This window comes from Methanobrevibacter sp. (genome assembly GCF_015062985.1).
In the GTDB taxonomy this organism is placed as follows: domain Archaea; phylum Methanobacteriota; class Methanobacteria; order Methanobacteriales; family Methanobacteriaceae; genus Methanocatella.
The window spans coordinates 71771-89109 of record NZ_SUTI01000003.1 but is presented as its reverse complement, the minus strand read 5'-3'; the positions used below and the strand labels follow the sequence as shown (position 1 = coordinate 89109).

The 17339-nt window shown below is 36.1% G+C and carries 23 protein-coding genes; 10 read left to right on the top strand and 13 right to left on the bottom strand.

Going from position 1 to position 17339, the window contains the following annotated elements:
• Positions 1-8: 8 nt before the first annotated feature.
• From E7Z77_RS02285 to E7Z77_RS02275, 3 genes are read left to right on the top strand one after another with little or no spacing between them, the layout of a single operon-like run.
• Positions 9-563: a DUF2115 domain-containing protein gene (locus E7Z77_RS02285; protein ID WP_292749716.1), complete on the top strand. Its 555-nt coding sequence runs from the start codon at positions 9-11 to the stop codon at positions 561-563.
• A gap of 9 nt (positions 564-572) precedes the next feature.
• Positions 573-1109 (top strand): TIGR00730 family Rossman fold protein, encoded by a 537-nt coding sequence (locus tag E7Z77_RS02280; RefSeq protein WP_292749714.1) that lies wholly within the window; start codon positions 573-575, stop codon positions 1107-1109.
• Positions 1109-1756 carry a hypothetical protein gene (locus tag E7Z77_RS02275; protein WP_292749712.1) on the top strand — a complete coding sequence of 216 codons (648 nt, stop codon included), beginning with the start codon at positions 1109-1111 and terminating at the stop codon, positions 1754-1756. Before E7Z77_RS02280 ends, E7Z77_RS02275 begins: the two co-directional genes overlap by 1 nt.
• A gap of 6 nt (positions 1757-1762) precedes the next feature.
• Here the strand turns inward: E7Z77_RS02275 and E7Z77_RS02270 are convergent, their stop codons facing one another.
• Both E7Z77_RS02270 and E7Z77_RS02265 read right to left on the bottom strand, forming a co-directional pair.
• Positions 1763-2404, bottom strand: coding sequence for a DUF6198 family protein (locus tag E7Z77_RS02270; RefSeq protein WP_292749710.1), 642 nt, complete (start codon positions 2402-2404; stop codon positions 1763-1765).
• A gap of 66 nt (positions 2405-2470) precedes the next feature.
• The gene (locus E7Z77_RS02265) at positions 2471-2935 is read right to left on the bottom strand and encodes a HEAT repeat domain-containing protein (RefSeq protein WP_292749708.1); all 465 of its coding nucleotides are present in this window, start codon (positions 2933-2935) and stop codon (positions 2471-2473) included.
• A gap of 181 nt (positions 2936-3116) precedes the next feature.
• On the opposite strand from E7Z77_RS02265, the gene aksF reads away from it, so the two are divergent.
• Complete coding sequence (aksF, locus tag E7Z77_RS02260; RefSeq protein WP_292749706.1) at positions 3117-4106, top strand: homoisocitrate dehydrogenase; 990 nt, start codon at positions 3117-3119, stop codon at positions 4104-4106.
• Complete coding sequence (locus E7Z77_RS02255; RefSeq protein ID WP_292749704.1) at positions 4106-5575, top strand: class I adenylate-forming enzyme family protein; 1470 nt, start codon at positions 4106-4108, stop codon at positions 5573-5575. The genes aksF and E7Z77_RS02255 overlap by 1 nt, the downstream gene beginning before the upstream one ends.
• A 23-nt stretch (positions 5576-5598) precedes the next feature.
• Here E7Z77_RS02255 and argB read toward each other — a convergent pair whose 3' ends face one another.
• On the bottom strand, positions 5599-6462 hold the full coding sequence (argB, locus tag E7Z77_RS02250) for an acetylglutamate kinase (RefSeq protein ID WP_292749702.1): 864 nt from the start codon (positions 6460-6462) through the stop codon (positions 5599-5601).
• 100 nt (positions 6463-6562) lie between these two features.
• On the opposite strand from argB, the gene E7Z77_RS02245 reads away from it, so the two are divergent.
• The gene (locus E7Z77_RS02245) at positions 6563-7240 is read left to right on the top strand and encodes a reductive dehalogenase domain-containing protein (protein WP_292749700.1); all 678 of its coding nucleotides are present in this window, start codon (positions 6563-6565) and stop codon (positions 7238-7240) included.
• On the opposite strand, the gene E7Z77_RS02240 is transcribed toward E7Z77_RS02245, so the two are convergent.
• The 6 genes from E7Z77_RS02240 to E7Z77_RS02215 all read right to left on the bottom strand — a co-directional run bounded on the left by E7Z77_RS02240 (position 7241) and on the right by E7Z77_RS02215 (position 11521).
• A complete protein-coding gene (locus E7Z77_RS02240; protein ID WP_292749698.1) occupies positions 7241-7942 on the bottom strand; it encodes a hypothetical protein in 702 nt (233 codons plus the stop codon).
• 69 nt (positions 7943-8011) lie between these two features.
• Positions 8012-8260, bottom strand: a complete 249-nt coding sequence (locus E7Z77_RS02235) for a hypothetical protein (RefSeq protein WP_292749696.1) — start codon at positions 8258-8260, stop codon at positions 8012-8014.
• A gap of 156 nt (positions 8261-8416) precedes the next feature.
• Entirely contained in the window at positions 8417-9004 is a 588-nt protein-coding gene (locus tag E7Z77_RS02230) for a DUF998 domain-containing protein (RefSeq protein ID WP_292749694.1), read from the bottom strand.
• A 3-nt stretch (positions 9005-9007) separates the two neighbouring features.
• Positions 9008-9937, bottom strand: coding sequence for an SAP domain-containing protein (locus E7Z77_RS02225; RefSeq protein WP_292749692.1), 930 nt, complete (start codon positions 9935-9937; stop codon positions 9008-9010).
• Positions 9930-11048: a low temperature requirement protein A gene (locus E7Z77_RS02220; protein WP_292749691.1), complete on the bottom strand. Its 1119-nt coding sequence runs from the start codon at positions 11046-11048 to the stop codon at positions 9930-9932. The genes E7Z77_RS02225 and E7Z77_RS02220 overlap by 8 nt, the downstream gene beginning before the upstream one ends.
• 215 nt (positions 11049-11263) lie before the next feature.
• On the bottom strand, positions 11264-11521 hold the full coding sequence (locus tag E7Z77_RS02215; RefSeq protein WP_292749688.1) for a hypothetical protein: 258 nt from the start codon (positions 11519-11521) through the stop codon (positions 11264-11266).
• A 51-nt stretch (positions 11522-11572) separates the two neighbouring features.
• Between E7Z77_RS02215 and E7Z77_RS02210 the strand changes: the two genes are divergently transcribed.
• Positions 11573-11737, top strand: coding sequence for a hypothetical protein (locus E7Z77_RS02210; protein WP_292749687.1), 165 nt, complete (start codon positions 11573-11575; stop codon positions 11735-11737).
• Here E7Z77_RS02210 and E7Z77_RS02205 read toward each other — a convergent pair.
• Entirely contained in the window at positions 11732-12058 is a 327-nt protein-coding gene (locus E7Z77_RS02205; RefSeq protein ID WP_292749685.1) for a hypothetical protein, read from the bottom strand. The two genes, E7Z77_RS02210 and E7Z77_RS02205, sit on opposite strands and share 6 nt — an antisense overlap.
• Before the next feature lie 135 nt (positions 12059-12193).
• Here E7Z77_RS02205 and E7Z77_RS02200 point away from each other — a divergent pair, with 135 nt between their 5' ends.
• The 3 genes from E7Z77_RS02200 to E7Z77_RS02190 all read left to right on the top strand — a co-directional run bounded on the left by E7Z77_RS02200 (position 12194) and on the right by E7Z77_RS02190 (position 14638).
• On the top strand, positions 12194-12637 hold the full coding sequence (locus tag E7Z77_RS02200; protein WP_292749683.1) for a MarR family transcriptional regulator: 444 nt from the start codon (positions 12194-12196) through the stop codon (positions 12635-12637).
• A gap of 21 nt (positions 12638-12658) precedes the next feature.
• On the top strand, positions 12659-14023 hold the full coding sequence (locus tag E7Z77_RS02195) for an MATE family efflux transporter (RefSeq protein WP_292749681.1): 1365 nt from the start codon (positions 12659-12661) through the stop codon (positions 14021-14023).
• Between the two features lie 141 nt (positions 14024-14164).
• The gene (locus E7Z77_RS02190) at positions 14165-14638 is read left to right on the top strand and encodes a hypothetical protein (protein WP_292749679.1); all 474 of its coding nucleotides are present in this window, start codon (positions 14165-14167) and stop codon (positions 14636-14638) included.
• A gap of 35 nt (positions 14639-14673) precedes the next feature.
• Here the strand turns inward: E7Z77_RS02190 and E7Z77_RS02185 are convergent, their stop codons facing one another.
• The 3 genes from E7Z77_RS02185 to E7Z77_RS02175 all read right to left on the bottom strand — a co-directional run bounded on the left by E7Z77_RS02185 (position 14674) and on the right by E7Z77_RS02175 (position 17180).
• A complete protein-coding gene (locus E7Z77_RS02185) occupies positions 14674-15690 on the bottom strand; it encodes a zinc-binding dehydrogenase (RefSeq protein ID WP_292749677.1) in 1017 nt (338 codons plus the stop codon).
• On the bottom strand, positions 15683-16393 hold the full coding sequence (locus tag E7Z77_RS02180; protein WP_292749675.1) for a 2-C-methyl-D-erythritol 4-phosphate cytidylyltransferase: 711 nt from the start codon (positions 16391-16393) through the stop codon (positions 15683-15685). The genes E7Z77_RS02185 and E7Z77_RS02180 overlap by 8 nt, the downstream gene beginning before the upstream one ends.
• 196 nt (positions 16394-16589) lie before the next feature.
• Positions 16590-17180 (bottom strand): methyltransferase domain-containing protein, encoded by a 591-nt coding sequence (locus E7Z77_RS02175; protein WP_292749673.1) that lies wholly within the window; start codon positions 17178-17180, stop codon positions 16590-16592.
• Between the last annotated feature and the right edge of the window lie 159 nt (positions 17181-17339).

Here is a 17339-nt window from a genome sequence, read left to right as displayed (position 1 = left end):
ATAAAATCATGGAAAGCAAGTGCATATTAGTTGAACTAAAAAGATTATCCCTCAACGAAAATATCACCAAAAAGGATATTATGGATATGCTTAAAAGATATGCCGCCACCATTTCAGTGTATGATTTGATGTTGGCTTCAGCATATATGAGAAAAGATGGGGAATACATTCATGCCCAATACCGTGAAAAATACCTGGAAATCTATATCAAACACTTTATCATGAGAATGAAGGAAGTACTTGAAAAAGAAGACTACGAACACCATTCAACTATTGATAAAGCGGCTTTAATAAATTCACTCCCCCTTCTTGAGAGAACATTCGAAAATGAAAGAATGAATGACTCTAAAGATGACAAATTCCCATTGATTTATGTGATAACCTCATTATACACCACTTTCATTTTAGAGGAACCTATTCATCCTGTTGGAAGCGAATTTCCGGGAAGTTTGAAAGTTGAAGAAAGAAACGGAGAGTTCTTCTGTCCTGTCAAAGATAATCAGAAGGACAACGTTAATGCAATCTGTCATTTATGCCTTGCAGAGCAGACACCCGACATATAGAGTGATTACATGAACATCTGTTTATATGGATCAGGAAGCAGAAAAATAGATAAAATCTATACTGATGAAGCATACAAATTAGGCTGTGAAATTGCTAAAAAAGGCCATAAACTTGTTTTTGGTGGAGGAGACACCGGAATGATGGGAGCATGTGCCCGTGGCGTTCATGACAATGGTGGAGAATCTCTTGGAATAGCTCCAGAATGGATTAATGACTTTGAACCGCTGTGCGAAAACTGCAGCGAATTCATCTATGTGGATACAATGGATGAGCGAAAGAAGAAGTTTGAAGAAAATTCCGATGCGTTCATCATATCCCCCGGAGGAATCGGCACGCTTGATGAATTCTTTGAAATTGTCACACTCAAAAAGCTCAAGCAGATTGACTCCGAAATCATCATCTTCAACATTGCCGGCTTTTATGATAAGATGATTGAAATGATTGATGAAATGGATGAAAAGGGATTCCTGTATAAACAGGAGGAACTCTTTAAGACAGCAGACAGGATTGACGAAATATTCGAACATTTAAGTAGGGTAGGATAATGATAAGCGATGAGGAAGCTTTAAAAATAGCTGAAAGATTGGAAAATGCCGACAACATTGACATTAAAGAGACAATTGAAAAAGCTGCAACCGCAGGATATTTGGGAGAAAAGCACTTTTACTGCACTGCTATAGAAGATGGGGGCATAACCCATACGGTTCCTGAAATATTGGGAGACAGATACAAATCAATACCCCTGGACAATCTGTATTATGACATCATTTCAAAATCCCTTGACTTTGATGGGATTTATATTTCATTGGGATACTGCACCGCTTATTTTAACATTCCCGATGAGGAATGCAGCGAAATAATCGAATATGACGATTATGATTTGGATGACGATGAATATGACTATCTGATTGAATACTGCCTGATTGCTGCAAGCGGCATTAAGAAATTCAGGATATATGCCGAAGAAGGAATATCAGGCCATGAGCGAACGGAAGATGTCGGACTCATCGTGAACATAATTGACGGGGAATACAAGGCTTATTTTGCACTTAGATCAACCGACCAGTGCATGTCCATTTTCAGAGTTATTCCTTTTGGCGCTGAATATCCTAAAGAACATCCATTGTCATTCAGAAATCCGATAAACAAGCTGCTGATTGAAATGATTGATGAAACAATTGTATTGAAATAGAAGTTTCTATTCTATCAATCTTGCAACTGATGAATCAAGGTATTTCTTAAGAACCCTGACAATAGGTCCTATGATCAGGGCAGAAATTACTGTACCTTCACGGACTCCAGCAAGATATCCTAAAAATACTACTGACAAGACTGCTGCGATAATAACCATTGAAGTGTCAACGAATGGCTTTACGGTGGAAAACTCCTTTTTTAACACTTTTGAGATTGCTACAATAACACCATCGGCGGGAAGATAAACGATTTCCGTTTGAATCTCAAGCAAAACACCGAAAGCAACGACCACACAGCTAACAAGCAACAGAATCATCTGATTAACATATCCGACAGGATTTATGAAACCGACAAGAATCAGTGAAAAATCAACAAAAACAGAAAATATTGTTCCGACAACCAGCTGCAGGTATTGCCTTTTTTCAAAATCACCCCTTAAAAGAGCGACCTGGATAAAAATGAAAATGAGAGTAAATGCAAACATCACTTCTCCAACGCTGAATTTGGTAATCAGACTGCAGACATAAGGCAGACAGATTAACGGAGAAGTTCCCAAATTAGCTTTGATGGATAATGAAGCTCCTAAGGATATGATAAACAAAGAAAGAAAATATATTATATACCTGTTGTACTTTTTTAATCCCATGATTAAATATTGTTTTAAATGATTAAAAAAATTTATTAAAAAAAAAGAAATGAAAAGAAATAGAATCTATTTCTTAATGGAAGCTATTGCACTTTGTGCACCTTGTCTTACAAAACCGCTTTCATCGTCAAGCAGTTTTTCAAGTTCAGGGATAGCTTTTTCATCACCGATGTTTCCAAGAGCCCAAGCTGCTGCCCCTCTTACTCTCCAGTCTTCATCAGCTAAAGTTTCAATTAAAGGATCTAGAGCAGGTTGACCCATACGGGATAAAGCGGTTGATGCTTCTCTTCTAACTAACTTATTGTTGTCTTTTAAAGTATCAATTAAAGCAGGAATAGCTTTTGGGTCACCTATTGCACCTAAAAGAGTAGCTGCATGTAATCTTACACCTTTTTTCCTATGAGATAATGCATCAATTAACGGATCTAAGGATTCTTCTTTTCTTAATTCTAATTCGCCCATGACATCTTCAACAACGAAGTCATCTTTGTCATTCAATAACTCAATTAATTCATCGATACTTCTTTCCATTTTTAATCCCTCACAAATTCAATAAGGAAATCTATCTTAATTTATGTAATTAATATATAATTATAACTTTGGTTATATAAAAGTATTTCGATAGTATACGAACAAAATTTAAAATTAACTTAAATAGCATAAAATCAATATTATTAATATACGAACAAATATTGTATTCAAAGGGAGAATAATGTATAACATTGCAATTATAAGTGGAGACGGAATAGGAAAAGAAGTAATGGAATCATGCGAATATCTGCTTGACAATCTTGATTTGGAATTTAGTTTTGAATATGGGGAAGCCGGTTTCGAGTGTTTTAACAAAAACGGAACAACATTACCAGAAGAAACAATAAAAATAGCTAATAAAAGCGATGCAGTATTATTTGGAGCATCCACATCAACACCCGGTGAACCTAGCCCGATTATCAATTTAAGAAAGGAGCTTAACGTTTATGCAAACATAAGACCCATAAAATCTTATAAAGGCGTGGACTGTATCCGTGATGACATTAACTTCACAATAGTTAGGGAAAATACAGAAGGGCTCTATTCACAGGTTGAATATGGCGATGAAAATAAGATGATTGCAGAAAGGCACATCACAAAGAAGGCCTCAGAAAGAATTTCAAAAGCAGCATTCAATTTATGCATAAAAAGGGGGCAGAACAAGGTGACATGTGTCCATAAAAGCAATGTGTTGAAAAAGACTGACGGAGTATTTAAAGAAAGCTTTTACAAAGTGGCTCAGCAGTACCCTCAAATCACTACTGAAGATTATTATGTGGATGCAATGGCAATGTATCTTATTACCCAACCTCAAAACTTTGATGTTATCGTTTCAAGCAATTTATTTGGAGACATACTCTCTGATGAAAGCGCAGGTTTGGTGGGCGGACTTGGACTTGCACCATCCGGAAACATTGGAGACCACAACGGATTATTCGAACCTGTGCACGGATCCGCACCAGACATTACCGGAAAGAATATTGCAAACCCTTGTTCTATGATTTTATCCGCTTCAATGATGCTTGATTACTTGGGAGAATGGGAAATCTCCAACGACATCAAACAGGCTGTTGAAAAGGTAATTGCTGACTGCAAAATCAGAACCCCCGATTTAGGAGGGGATTCATCAACAATGGAAGTTACAAAAGCTATTGTTAGGGAGTTAATTTAATGTTGAACATTACAACTTTTTTAGATGCGAATTCAAAACGTTTGGATAAAGATGTATTATACAATCCAACAACAGGAGACAAATATAATTCCAATGAAATCTTATCAATAGTTTCTGAAATTGGAAGAGAATTAAAAGCACGTGAAATTGAAAAGGGCGACAGAATTTTAATTTATTTGAAAAATTCCGAAGAATACCTGTTTTCACTTTTCGCAATTTGGAGGATAGGTGCAATAGCCATCCCGACAAACAGGGTCTTCACCCCTTCAGAACTCGAATACATCGCAAGCGATTCGCAAGCCAAACTGATGATTACAGATAACGAAGCGAAAGGCATAATCGATATTGAAATGTATGTCCCTGAAAACATCACAGAGTTTAAAAGCTGCGAAGTGCTGGAAGCTGAAAATACTGATTGGGATGACTTATGCCAATTGCAGTACACATCAGGAACTACCGGAAAACCAAAGGGCGCAATGCTAACTCATGGAAATTACTTTACTGCGATACACAATGAGTGCGATGTTTTGACATTGAAACAGGATGATGTTTTTTTAGGAATATACCCTATGGCTCACGTGGGCCTTTCCTGGGGAATATCCGCACTAAGGGCAGCCGCCTACTACATCATGATGGAACAGTTCAACATTGATGAATATTTAGAACTATGTGAAACTGAAAAGGTTACTGTCTTAAGCGGAATGCCACCCGTAATCCATTCCTTAACAACCATGGATGCCAGAAAGCACCTGAAGACCGTTCGTGAAATCATCTCAGGCGGAGGGCCATTGCATAAAAAAATATGGAAAGACTTCCACCAGACATACCAGATACCGATTATCAATGCATACGGACTGTCAGAAAGTATTGTAATCGGGACCGGAACAGTCATAAGACCTGAAGATTACTGGGAAGCGGACAGATTTGAAAGTGTGGGACATCCCGTTTGCTTTTCAGAAGTTAAAATCGTGGATGAATATGATCCGTCAATGACCTTGCAAAAATACAAGCAAGGTGAAATTGCGCTTAGAGGTCCGGCCATTGCAAAAGGATATTGGGGAAATGAGGAAAAGACCAAAGCATCATTTTTAGATGACGGATGGTTTTTAACCGGAGATGTCGGATATCTTGACGAAGACAACCGTTTATTCATTACTGACCGTAAAAAGGATATGATTGTAATGAGCGGATGGAAAATCTATCCTACTGAAGTGGAGGAAGTCCTAATCAAATACCCTGCAGTTAAAGAAATAGCTATTTTCAGTATCGATGACTGTCACAGAGGCGAAATCCCCGTAGCTGCAGTAGTTTGGGAAAATGAAGCTGACGATGAAGGATTAATCAGATTTGCCCGTGAAAACCTGTCAAGATATAAGGTTCCCAAAAAGATATTTGCTCTCGACGAACTTCCAAGAGTGAACGGGTGGAAATTGCTTAGAAGAGAGCTTAGAGAAATGTTTAAAATTTAAAAAAAAAGAAAAAATGACTATGATTATTTACAAATCATAGTTCCAATACCATCTGTTGTGAATATTTCCAAGAGTAATGAGTGCTTTTTACGTCCGTCAATGATATGAGCTGATTTGACACCATTTTCAATAGCGTTTACACAGGTCTCAATTTTTGGAATCATTCCTCCGGAAAGGATACCATCTTCGATTAAACCAGGCACTTCATCAACATGGATTTCTTGAATTAATGATGTTGGGTCACTAGGATCTCTTAAAACACCCGGAACATCTGTTAATATAATCAATTTTTCAGCATTGACTGCACTTGCCACTTCACCTGCTGCGGTGTCTGCATTCAGATTAAGACTGGTTCCATCCTCTGCAATACCGACAGGAGATATGACTGGAATGTAATTATTATCCAAAAACATGTCGAGCAATTCAGTATTCACGCAATCGACTTCACCGACAAGCCCTAAATCAACAAGTTCTTCATCAATTTTACTTGCTCCTTTTTTATGAGCAAATATCAAGCTTGAATCTTTTCCGGATAAACTGATTGCATCACCGTCATTCTTAATAAGTTCTGAGACTATTTCTGTTGATATCTTACCGACAAGAACCATTTCAATGATTTCCATGGTTTCCTCATCGGTTACTCTCAATCCTTTAATAAATTTAGGTTCCTTACCTAATTTATCCATTGATCTGGATATTTCAGGACCTCCACCATGTACAATCAATGGTTTCATACCAACATATCTAAGTAAAACAGTATCGCGAGCAGTGGAAGACATTGCACCATCATCTATCATCGCGTGTCCGCCATATTTTATTAAAATTTTTTTTCCATGAAACTTCTTAATATAAGGTAAAGCTTCAATCAAAACCTCAATATCTTTCATTTTATCACTATTTTAATATTTTACTTAATCCTTTATAAGTTATACAGTCAAATGTTTATTACAACATCATTTAAATAATTTATTAATTATAACAAATATTATGTCTGAGATGAATGAACTTAAAGAATACTTGATAAGTGTGGGGGCGAGCAAAGTCGGATTTGCTGACGTTAATGGATTGGCTAAGGAATTTGTTGATTTGCCTAATGGAATCAGCCTCGTTTTAAAAATTCCAAAAGAAACTATCCAATTAGTTAAAGATGAGGAGTATGAGCAATACTGGAAGTCTTTTCACAGACAGATTGGCGAATTAACCAGAATTTCCCACAAAGGTGAGAGATACATCAAAAAACTCGGATATAATGCATTTGCACTTACCATGAAACGGAATGAATGCGATATGGAAAAGCTGTTAAGCATCTTGCCATATAAAACAATTGCTACAAAATCAGGTCTCGGTTGGATTGGGCGCTCTGCATTGTTTGTCACACCTGAATACGGTTCTGCAGTAGCATTGGGCGGAATACTTACAGACATGCCGCTTGAATTTGGAACACCCATAACAGACAGTGAATGTGATGAGTGCACCAACTGTCAGGATGCATGCCCTGTTGATGCAATAAATCCTCAAAAATGGAATGACCGGCTAAATAGGGAAGACATCATTGACATCGCTACCTGCAGCGAATATATCATTGACCAATACAGGGCAGGTCTCGGCTGTACAAAATGCATGAGTGAATGCAAGCTAACTCAGGAATATTTAAAAAACGAATAGCTAATCGAAGCCTTCCGATTCCAGATAATTGTCAATGTCATAGTTATCCCCATATTCATAATGGTCATAATAAGCACCAGGGTCGACTCTTGACAAAGTATATCTGTCGGGCACTACTGTGTGATAATGACCTGATGGGGCTGAGGAATAACCGACACCGCCATATTGGCCAGATTCATATGATAACTTAAATCCGTTAGGATTCAAACCCAATATATTATATATTAATTGAGATTCGGAATAATCATAACGTTCCGTACTAAGCATCACCCCATAGACCGCATGGTCTTCATATGAATATTCAACGAAACATTTTCCGGCAATGCTGCCGGTCAGATAGCAGGAAACATATTGATTTACGGATTCATTTGTCTCAACCCAATAATACTTGCCGGGGTCCGTTTTCCAGATAATGAAATAATCCTTATCGCCGAACATGTCGACGTAGGTTATGTTTTTTGCATCGTAATATTTTATTTCACCCTGTGAAGTTGAAAATGATCCGTCAGGTATGTCCCTTTCGTCGATTTTTAGACAACGCTTGAGCGTAACGTTTAAAAAATCATCTCCTCCTATTTTTTCAAAAACAACATCGTTATTATAATCGGCCTTAGGGGGAGCAAAGATATGGCTGAAAAATGAAAAGGCGCCAATGACCAAAACAGCCAATACCAGAATAATGATGATTTTTTCTTTTGACATGATAAAATATTAATATGAAATTTGTATTAAAGTTGTTGCTAAAAAAAAGGTAGGAGTTAATTAAAACTCCTATAATCCGCATTTGAATTTGAATCTGTACTCTTGGTTAACAATTTCCATTCCTTCAAATGAACCGTCTAAGATGTCAGCAACTTTCTGCAAGTCGCTTGCGGTTATTTCACTACCGTTTGCAATCGGTGAGAAAAAAGTAATCTCATCGTCAGTTATAAGGTAGTTCAAAAGTTTTGTATTTTCCTTTTGATATTTTTCAACGATTGCTAAGATTTCTTCTTCGGTTTTTTTATCAAGGTCTGTCATAATATCACCTTTAAACATAATTAATTAAAGTAATATTTAAATCTTTATACATCATGTGGACTAAGTGAAAAAAAAACTATTTGAAAATAATGATGCAATTAAAAGGATGCTTTAATAGAAGATTTTGCGAACTCTTGAAAATGATTCAGGACAAAATCAGTTTCTGATAACGTGAATGCCTGTTAAAAAGAACCAGATTATCAGGGTGTATACTGACAGCCTTTCAAACACAGGCATGTAGGCATTTCGCATGTTGAAAAACATTATCCAGAATGCCACCAATCCGATAATTCCAAGAAGCAATGTCAATTTCTGATAAAATCCAAAATCCTCCATTGACCTTGAAATGATTACCAAAAGAATATTTCCACCTAGAATTGCCATCATTGCCCCCAGCATATGATAACCTAATGTAAACGGATTTCCTCCATGAACCAGACCAACAATGATAACGCCGACAGCGGCTATCACTGAAAATATATAGAAAACAGCCTTGTTTTTAATTATGAAATCTTTAAACTTGTAAAAGTTGCCGAAAAGCAGAAGTAAACCAATAAGAATAAATGCTGAATTCATTAGCCAGAATAATGGTGAATTCATATTCGGAATTCCGAGTTCCGAAATCGTGTGAAAAATATAGGTGTTGAAAAGGGAATCATTGAAAAAAGTTGCTGAAATGGCCTCGGCTTTAATATAGTACAAGCTTCCGATTATAAATGCGCATCCGGCAACTTTGCTTTTCATGATTTAAATCCCGAATTTCTTATCAAAATATTTTTGTTTTAAGTCAAAATTAAGCTCTTCAATGTCTGCACCCGCAATAGCTTTCTGGAGAACCTTAAAGCAGATTTTCTTAGGTACAGTAATGTTTGTGATATGTGATTTGCTCCATATCCTGTCAAATCTTTTCTTTAGACTGCCCATCTCCAATTTTTCAAGGACATTTTTCAGATTTAAAACATTAGCTTCATTAATTATATTGTATGTAGCATAAGTTTGAGGGTCCATTACAATCGGATTCAATCCTAGAATATAGCGTTGCAGGTCATAGTCTAAAAATGAATCGTAATCCCCATCATATGCATAGACATGCGCTTTTGCAGACAATGCATCGATAAACACTAAAAACTGATTTGCCAGCAATGCTCTTGAGATGATTTCATCACAGAAGTTCAATGCTGTTTCAATCTTGCCGGCAGATGATGAGCCAACATAGGTTTCATAGTCTTCGAACCTGAATGCGACAAGGGCAAACATGTACAGATCCATCCAGTCATTTTCTTCTAAAAATCCATAAGCCTTGTCAGTCAATTTCAAATCATATGATTTTTCTTCACCGTCCTCATTTGACTTGCCTGCGTCAGCAGCTTCCTGCAATACGGGCAAAACTCTTTCAACAAGTTCGGCCTTTTTGCCTGAAACCTTCAATCCGTTTTCCCTCAAGATATCCTTTAACTCGGAAACAGTGTATTTTTTTGATATCTCCTCGGCAGTTATCTCCACTTTATCATTGACCGGGAAATCGCCTTCAAGATATCCTTCCTCAACCATATATCCAATGCAATCCTCGGCTGATGGAAATGTTCCAAATTTGCCTTCATTCAATATATCTTCAAGTTCAAAGCCTCTATTTAAAAAATTCAAAACATTAAAAATCTCTAATTTTTGTTCACTCACTTAAACACCCTTTATACTTGGTTAACAATATTTTAAAGTTACCAAATGTTATGATTAAACTTCCAATTAAGAAAGCATATAAATTAGAAATAAATATCAATGAAATAATTATTCCCAAACATGTTACTAATAACATTAACAATATATCTCTTTTAGTTAATTTAATGTTTTCCTTATAATACTGCTTATTTGCCATTAGGGAAATATAAAAAATCACAAGCGAAACAATCATCAAAACTGTTGCGAATATGGGGTTCACTTCACCACTATGGATTAACTCCAAAGCTACAGTCACTAAATTTATACTAATAACAATGAAATAATGGCTGAACATTAATCTTAAAGACCTTTCCACCCTATGATGTTCCATTAGATAATGAATTTGAATCACATAAGAACCAAACATTGTTAAGACAATGAAAAATACCAAGATAGGCACTAATGAAAAATTTCCCACATCAAAAAAATGTGTGAGTCCCACAATAGCTTCACCGAATGTTATGATTGTTAAAAGTTCAAATCTTTCAACCAGATGCGGAAAACTGATTATACTTTTATCAAAATTTCCTCTAATGAAAAATGGCAGAAACGCACCGCCCAAAACCGCTACCACATCAATTAAAATAACATAATTTGCAGGCAAATTGAATATTAAGGCTACAATAGCTATCAGATAAATAGTACATACAATTGAAAGAATTGAAATAGAATTGCCTGCTGCACCTTTAAGGGAATTTTCTCTTCTGGCTTGAATAACATACAATATTACAACCGTCAAAAGCATTATAAGCATGGATAAATTAAATGTAAACGACATGGATGTCCAGTTTGGCGAGATTGTATTTGCCATGTAAATTACGGCAATCATGTTCACACAGACCAGCGCATAATCATGCCACTCCCATTTTCCATAACGATTAACATAGTTTGTAAAGTAAAGCCATGCCTGAAGGATTACAAATGAAGTGATGATATATGCAAAAAAGTTATTTAAGGGAATTATGCCCCCAACAGGTTCGGAAACCAAAGCAGTTAATTTTGAAATTGCATAAACAAATATCAAATCATAAAATAATTCTATTAGCTCAACTGGTTTTACTTTAACTTCCATATTAATATTTAACACAATAATCAATATGTATTTTTCTAAGAAATCAGATGATTGAAACCAATGCTGGTTTCAACCAACACGCTCTCAACATAGTCTTAAGTGATTTGCAATGCCATTAACGTTATAACAAGACTGTGCCGTAATCTGCAGCAAGAAATAATAATTAAAATGATTTAGGAAATACGGATTGAAAGTAATCCTATAAAAAAAAAGATTTAAGGATTGCATGCCTCATCGGCAGCACCCATAACAACACTGATTTCATCGGAAATGTTTATTTCTGATATCCTTTTTTCAGACTGGTATTTGGCATTGTAATAGGCCTGTGCAAAATTCATAGTGATGAATGTTACATCCTTAAAGTCAATTATAAAGTCATCTTTAGGTATCTTATTCAAAATATCAATTAATTCTACTGCAATTTCGCTAGTTTCCAAATGTGTGCCGAATTCAGCACCAATATTAATAAGCATGATTACACCTACACTAATATTTAAGGTTCATTATTAATATAATTGAATAATATGAAAACATGTCCGAAATGCATGAGGGAATTGAAAAAGGTCTTTCATGACTCAACAGACGAGCTTGCAGTTGAATCAATGAAGGGGGAAATAATAATTGGAAACTGCTGCACAAGTGAGTACAACTATTATTGTGAATACTGTGACGAATTCTTTAGATTATAAGCCTAAAACATCCCTGTCGGGATCGGCATTTTTGAATAAATTAATTTTTGCATCCCTTTTCCATGTGAATTTCAAAAGGCCTGCATGAACAACTTCAAGTTCCTCATCAGAAAAGCCATCCAAATAATAGATTTTGCCCCTTTCGCCGACATTCACCAAAAATCTGATCATATGCCTGTAAACCATTATTGCATGCGGTCTGTAAACCACGATATCATCTGTAATGTATTCAACCAGGTCATCTATCTCAAAGACATCGGGGCTTATTACCTCAACATTGCATGTCGGAAACTTTTCAGAAATTATTGCTTCGTAATCCACAACATCACCATTAATAGTTTTTCATTGCTTGCTATTAAAGTATTCCAACATATTGTTTATCGATAAACAGTTTCCGAGGAAACATTTATATACTCTTCAAAACAAAGTAATCTTAAAAAACAATATGATGAAATCATGACTGGTGAAGAAATGGACAAGTTCGATACAATGCCTTTCATTGCATTAATCCAGCACATATCTAAAAACAAACTGAAATACTCTTTGAAAAACCCGAATCGCATAGATATGATTCATGAAGGTCAATATCTGATGGAGATATATGAAAAGAAAAATTTATCCCAGGATGACCTTGCAAACATATTCGGCCAGAGCAAAGGAACAATAGCCAAAGCCTTGAGAAAATTGGAAGACAATGAATATGTTGAGAGAAGGATTGATGACAACAACAGGCGAAAATACATATTGAATACAACAGAAAAAGGAGAGAAATTAGCTATTCTATTAAAAAAGGATTTGAATGAATGGGAAGAACTCGTCGGAATCGATAAATTGGACGACACCACAAAAAATCAATTGAAAGAAATAGCTAGAAAAAGTGAAAAGATACTTGAAGAATAATTATTAAAGATGGGATTAATTATGGCTAATAAAAATGTAGAGTTAATGAGAGGAGAACCTGAAATAGCAGTTAAAAAACTGGCCATCCCGATTATGATATCAATGATTCTGACTGCATTATACAACATCATTGACGGAATCTGGGTAGCGGGGCTAGGACCAACAGCAATTGCAGGAATCGGTTTTGTAACACCTATTTTCATGGTATTGAACGGTGCAAGCGTAGGACTTGGAAACGGTGCAACAAGCAGCATATCCAGGTTCATTGGTGCAAAAAATAAGGAAATGGCTACCGAAGCGGCAAAACACTCAATGTTTATTTTTTTAATAGCTTCAGTCGCATTGACAATCATCTTCATAATTATACAAAAGCCTCTGCTTATGAGTTACGGCGCTACCGGGCAAACCTTAAATGAAGCTATTGCTTATGCAACACCTTTATTTTTAGGTTTAGTAGCATTGATGTTTGGAAACGGCTGCAGCGGAATTCTTCGTGGTGAAGGGGACATGAAACGTGCAATGTATGTCGTGATTGTTTCCGTCTTTTTAAACGCAACCCTTGACCCGATATTCATTTATGTCTTCGGTTTAGGATCAGCCGGAGCGTCACTCGCCACAATAGTGAGTGCCGCCGTCTCAGCAATTGTAATTTTATACTGGATTTTAATTAAAAAGGACACATATATTGATGTTACCCTTAAAGACTTCAAGTTCAATCACAAATTGGCAAGAGACATTTTGAAAGTCGGAATTCCGTCAGCGCTTGACATGCTGATTATGGCAATTGCAATGTCCATCTACCTCATAGTGATTTCAATGGTGGGTGGCGATTACGGAATCGCAACATTCACTTCAGGTCAGAGACTGTATCTGTTTGCAATAATGCCACTCACATCCATTGGATCTGCAGTTATTGCAGTGGCAGGAAGTGCATATGGTGCCAGAAACGGAGATTACCTGTCCAGAACACACACATATGGTGTTAAATTCGGTTTTGCTTTAGGAACTGTAATTACCATAATACTTGTAGTGTTTGCAACTCCCCTGGCTACAATATTTGCATATACTCCCGAAACTGCAAATCTGGTTCCTGGAATTGCAGAATACCTCAGATTGGTTTGCCCATGCCTAATCCTAACAGGTATAGGAATACCATCCAGTTTCTTCTATCAGGGAATTGGAAAAGGAGTGTACAGCCTGATGTTTACAATTTTAAGAGAGATACTCTTTGTAGTTCCTTTAATCTACCTCTTCGTATTTGTCTTCAATTGGGGCCTTGTTGGAATCTGGCTGGGATTATGTATAGGAAGGGCAATAGCTAGTGTAATAAACTACCTATTTGCAAGATACGAAATCAGAAGAACAAGAGCAAAATTCGGAAATTAAGAGTTTTTTTAACTCTTAACTATTTTTTTATTTTAAATATTGATTTAACTTTATCAAATTGCTTTAAAAAATTACTTACTACTTTATAAATCTTAAAATCAAATATAACTAATGCAAATTAAAAATTGTAAAGGTTAAACTATGAACAAGCAAGATTTTGAGATTAAAGCAAAAATTATAAGAGAAACATTTAATGATAAACGAAAGATAAAATATCCCCTGTGTGAAAATTTTGAAAACATCTACGGTGCAGAAAATATCTTTACCACTGAAGACGGCCAGGTTATTGATTTGGAACTTTTCATCGGAGACTTCAGGGAGGGCGAACTTAAAAAATATGTCCATCTTGCAGAAAGATTATATGAGAAGACCGAAAAGCATGTTTCAATATATATTATATGTCCTGATGCATCAAGGATATATGTCAAAGAATGTGAAATCCAATCAGAAGCAAGTTTTACAATTAAATTGGCCTGTTTCAACGAAGATCCCGTGCAATTTATCTTAAATGTCATTCAGGAAAAACTAAAAAATGGTGAAATGCTTGATGAGGACGATTTTTTCGCCATCCTAATGATTCCATTAATTTACAAACAGGAGAATGAGAACTATTAGCCAATCTGCTTTTTCATAACAATAAAATGAGATTATTATTTTTCCCACTTTAAAATAGTCTTGCCGAAATTGGAAATATGATCCTTGTCGAATGCCTCTTTCAAATCATCGAGTGAGTTTATTTCACATATATTGGTTATCAAATTCTCAAGATATTCGAATAATTCCGGATTTTGTTTGAGGGTTTCGACAACTCCTAGAAAATCTTCCCTTTCAGATCTGCTATTTCCCTGGACAGTCAACCCTTTCTCCAATATCATGCGGGTATTGATTGGTACAGGATATTCGCTTACGCCAAATAGGTTGATTGTTCCTTGGGGATTGATTATGTCAATAATCTGGTTTATGGCAGCCTGTGATGCACTTGACCCCACGCATTCAAAGGCATGGTCCACAACAAAATCATCACCTACATTGTGAATCTGGTAAACCCCATCAGCAAATGAGAACAGATTCAGGTTATCCTGATGCTTTCCGAAGACAAGAACCTCGGAATCAGGAAACTTATTCTTTAAAAGAAGGGCTGTTATGAAACCTAAATTTCCATCTCCCCAAACGCCCAGTTTATCTTTTGGAGTGACGGCAATCATTTCAAATTTGGATATTCCCTGATAAGCTACAGAAATCAGTTCAATGAATGCTGATACATTAAGATTGAAGTCATCAGGTATCTTCACAACCCTGTCGGAATCCAACTTAATCAGGTCTGATGTGAATCCATCGAAACCGCTGCCCCTAAATTTGGACTTATATGAATAATTCAGCCTACAAACATCATCACCTTCAGGGGTGTTTGGAATCATCACGACCTTATCCCCTGATTTGAAATTATTTTCACTGTCGAAAATAACTTCCCCAACACCTTCATGAATCAGTGCCATAGGCAGTTTCTTCTCCAGTATTTCGACAGGTCTTGATCCCTGGTAATATCTTTGGTCCGCCTGACATATTGAAAGGACAAGGGGCCTTACCACAACGCCATCCAGTTCAATTTCATCTATCGCCTCTTCAAAGAATTTTGGGGATTTTAACCTGTATACAATGTTAATCATGATTATCCTCAAGTATAGTATTAGCTAATTTTAAGTCATAAGGGTATGTAATCTTAATATTTGTGACTTCACCCTCGACTAGATATACATCTTCATCTTTAAGTGTGAAGATTTTGCATGCATCTGTAAGAATATTGGTTTCTTCTTCTGTTAAACTATTGATTAAATTAAAAAGTTTCTTTATATTGAAGCTCTGTGGCGTTTGGCCTTGGTAATAATAATCCCTCACGGGGATGCTTTCGATGGTGTTGTTATTCACGCTTTCAACTATGGTGTCGGTGGCCGGAATTACTGTATCGCATGCCCCATATTTTTTTGCAACCTCAATGTTGTCCTCAATAATCCTATGGGTTACGAAAGGACGTACTGAGTCATGGGTGACGATGATTGAATCATCATCGATTCCGAAATTTTCTTCAATATATCTTATGCTGTTTAAAAGAGTATCGTTTCTGGTTTCGCCACCTTCAATGACAATGATATCAGCGGAATCTGAAATATGCTCTTTAATCAAATGATTAGTATGATTTATGTAATTTTCAGGGGTCAGAACAATGATTTTATCAATATGATTGTTTATTACAAATTTTTCAATTGTATGAATGATTACCGGCTTGTTGCCCAAATTCAAAAATTGTTTGGGAGTGTCTGTGCCTCCCATTCTGGATCCAATTCCACCTGCCAATATCGCTGCAAAAATCATCTGAAACTACTCCTTTCCAGGTAATGTCCACATCAATGCTGATTGGATTTTCAAAACCGATCTGGAAAATCTGCATTGACTTTATATAATATTATGAATCACCTGTCTATAGATAATATTATTCTAAAAAATAGTATTTAATGATTTTTAATCAAAAAATGAAAAAAAGTTATGGGATTTAATCTCCCATTGGAATCTATTCTTTTTGAAATACGATGAAATAGTGGGATTTGCCTTGAGGAATATCTTCACCGATTTCCTCATTGAGATAAGTCATCTTCAGATTATGTTTCATGAAGATTTCCTTTAGCTCATCAGGAGAGCTTCTTACTGCTGTTGGAGGTCCTTTCGGGACATCCCATGCCTTATAATCCATTATTGCAATTTTACCGTCCTGCTTGATTATCCTTGCAAATTCATCTATGGCATCATCCATTGTCCTTGAAGCCTTGAATCCATGGAATACATTGACCGTCAAAACAACATCAACAGATTCGTCTTCCACACCAGGAATACCCTTTGGGATGTCTGCTTCAATGTTAATCAGATTTTCCACATTATTTTCGCTCTTATATGTTTCCATGTCTTCGATTGAAGCGTCATAGACGTCCACCGCATAAACTTTTCCATCCGGAAGATACTCTTCGACCACTTTTATTGCGATATGGCCATCACCACATCCCGCATCCATAAAAGTTTCATCACCCTTAAGGTCCAATTCCCTTATGATTTCATCCGAATCTAGAAAAAGTGCACTTGAAAATCCATGAGCCCTATGGCCGTTCATATTATCACCACATTATATTATCTAAAAAATAGTATTTATTGATTAAAATTGCATAACATTTAAAAATAGCTTAAAATAATAAAAAAAAGATTATAAGAGGATTATTTTTTCCAGGTTTGTTTTACTCCTCTTCCTCTTTTACTACCAGGTTTAGTATAA

Bases quoted from the DNA above. Each gene is read 5' to 3' on its own strand.
- E7Z77_RS02280 (WP_292749714.1), top strand. From the start codon at position 573: ATGAACATCTGTTTATATGGATCAGGAAGCAGAAAAATAGATAAAATC.
- E7Z77_RS02265 (WP_292749708.1), bottom strand. From the start codon at position 2,935: ATGGAAAGAAGTATCGATGAATTAATTGAGTTATTGAATGACAAAGAT.
- E7Z77_RS02220 (WP_292749691.1), bottom strand. From the start codon at position 11,048: ATGGAAGTTAAAGTAAAACCAGTTGAGCTAATAGAATTATTTTATGAT.
- E7Z77_RS02285 (WP_292749716.1), top strand. From the start codon at position 9: ATGGAAAGCAAGTGCATATTAGTTGAACTAAAAAGATTATCCCTCAAC.
- E7Z77_RS02235 (WP_292749696.1), bottom strand. From the start codon at position 8,260: ATGACAGACCTTGATAAAAAAACCGAAGAAGAAATCTTAGCAATCGTT.
- E7Z77_RS02270 (WP_292749710.1), bottom strand. From the start codon at position 2,404: ATGGGATTAAAAAAGTACAACAGGTATATAATATATTTTCTTTCTTTG.
- argB (WP_292749702.1), bottom strand. From the start codon at position 6,462: ATGAAAGATATTGAGGTTTTGATTGAAGCTTTACCTTATATTAAGAAG.
- E7Z77_RS02210 (WP_292749687.1), top strand. From the start codon at position 11,573: ATGAAAACATGTCCGAAATGCATGAGGGAATTGAAAAAGGTCTTTCAT.
- E7Z77_RS02195 (WP_292749681.1), top strand. From the start codon at position 12,659: ATGGCTAATAAAAATGTAGAGTTAATGAGAGGAGAACCTGAAATAGCA.
- aksF (WP_292749706.1), top strand. From the start codon at position 3,117: ATGTATAACATTGCAATTATAAGTGGAGACGGAATAGGAAAAGAAGTA.
- E7Z77_RS02230 (WP_292749694.1), bottom strand. From the start codon at position 9,004: ATGAAAAGCAAAGTTGCCGGATGCGCATTTATAATCGGAAGCTTGTAC.
- E7Z77_RS02215 (WP_292749688.1), bottom strand. From the start codon at position 11,521: ATGCTTATTAATATTGGTGCTGAATTCGGCACACATTTGGAAACTAGC.
- E7Z77_RS02200 (WP_292749683.1), top strand. From the start codon at position 12,194: ATGACTGGTGAAGAAATGGACAAGTTCGATACAATGCCTTTCATTGCA.
- E7Z77_RS02175 (WP_292749673.1), bottom strand. From the start codon at position 17,180: ATGAACGGCCATAGGGCTCATGGATTTTCAAGTGCACTTTTTCTAGAT.
- E7Z77_RS02240 (WP_292749698.1), bottom strand. From the start codon at position 7,942: ATGTCAAAAGAAAAAATCATCATTATTCTGGTATTGGCTGTTTTGGTC.
- E7Z77_RS02275 (WP_292749712.1), top strand. From the start codon at position 1,109: ATGATAAGCGATGAGGAAGCTTTAAAAATAGCTGAAAGATTGGAAAAT.
- E7Z77_RS02245 (WP_292749700.1), top strand. From the start codon at position 6,563: ATGTCTGAGATGAATGAACTTAAAGAATACTTGATAAGTGTGGGGGCG.
- E7Z77_RS02180 (WP_292749675.1), bottom strand. From the start codon at position 16,393: ATGATTTTTGCAGCGATATTGGCAGGTGGAATTGGATCCAGAATGGGA.
- E7Z77_RS02185 (WP_292749677.1), bottom strand. From the start codon at position 15,690: ATGATTAACATTGTATACAGGTTAAAATCCCCAAAATTCTTTGAAGAG.
- E7Z77_RS02190 (WP_292749679.1), top strand. From the start codon at position 14,165: ATGAACAAGCAAGATTTTGAGATTAAAGCAAAAATTATAAGAGAAACA.
- E7Z77_RS02255 (WP_292749704.1), top strand. From the start codon at position 4,106: ATGTTGAACATTACAACTTTTTTAGATGCGAATTCAAAACGTTTGGAT.